This is a genomic window from Cellulomonas fimi, assembly GCF_028527925.1.
GTDB lineage: Bacteria > Actinomycetota > Actinomycetes > Actinomycetales > Cellulomonadaceae > Cellulomonas > Cellulomonas fimi_C.
On the sequence record NZ_JAPESW010000181.1, the window covers coordinates 1 to 544 of the forward strand.

Consider the following 544-nt stretch of genomic DNA (forward strand, 5'->3'; position numbering starts at 1 on the left):
GCACGTTCACCGGCCATTTGCGCGGCGTCCGCGCCCATGATCCCGGCCCCATCGCCCGCCAGGTACACGCCGTTGACGCTGCTGCGTCCGGCGCTGTCCCGTTGTGGCAGCCACGCGCGGTTAAGGGCATTCCAGGTGAACTCACAGCCAAGCAAGTCCGCCAGTTGCGTCTCGCTGCGCAGGGCATGGGCAAAAGCCACGGCGTCGCACGGCAGAGTCTGGTCACCCCATTGAATGCCGCAGCCCCGTTGCGTTCCGTCGGTCTGTTTAAGCGTGGCGCCCTGATGCACGGGAATCCCATGGGGCGTCAGCCGGGAGCGGTAATACAAGCCTTTGGCCAAGGTCGTCGGTTGTCCGAGCAACGCTGGTAAGGCACGGCATTGGGCACTGAACGGCGCGCTGTCGAGCACCGCCACCACCTTGGCCCCAGCCTTGGCGTATTGATAGGCGACCAGATAGAGCAACGGCCCGCTGCCACAAAACGCCACGCGCTCACCGATGGCGCAGCCCTGGTACTTCAAAGCGATTTGCGCCGCGCCAAGGC

1 protein-coding gene is annotated in these 544 nt (G+C 65.3%); it reads right to left on the minus strand.

The annotated features are described in order from the left end of the window. Positions 1 to 544, minus strand: a 544-nt coding sequence (locus tag OMK64_RS21570; protein WP_272730171.1) for an FAD-dependent oxidoreductase, incomplete at both ends; no start/stop codon positions are given.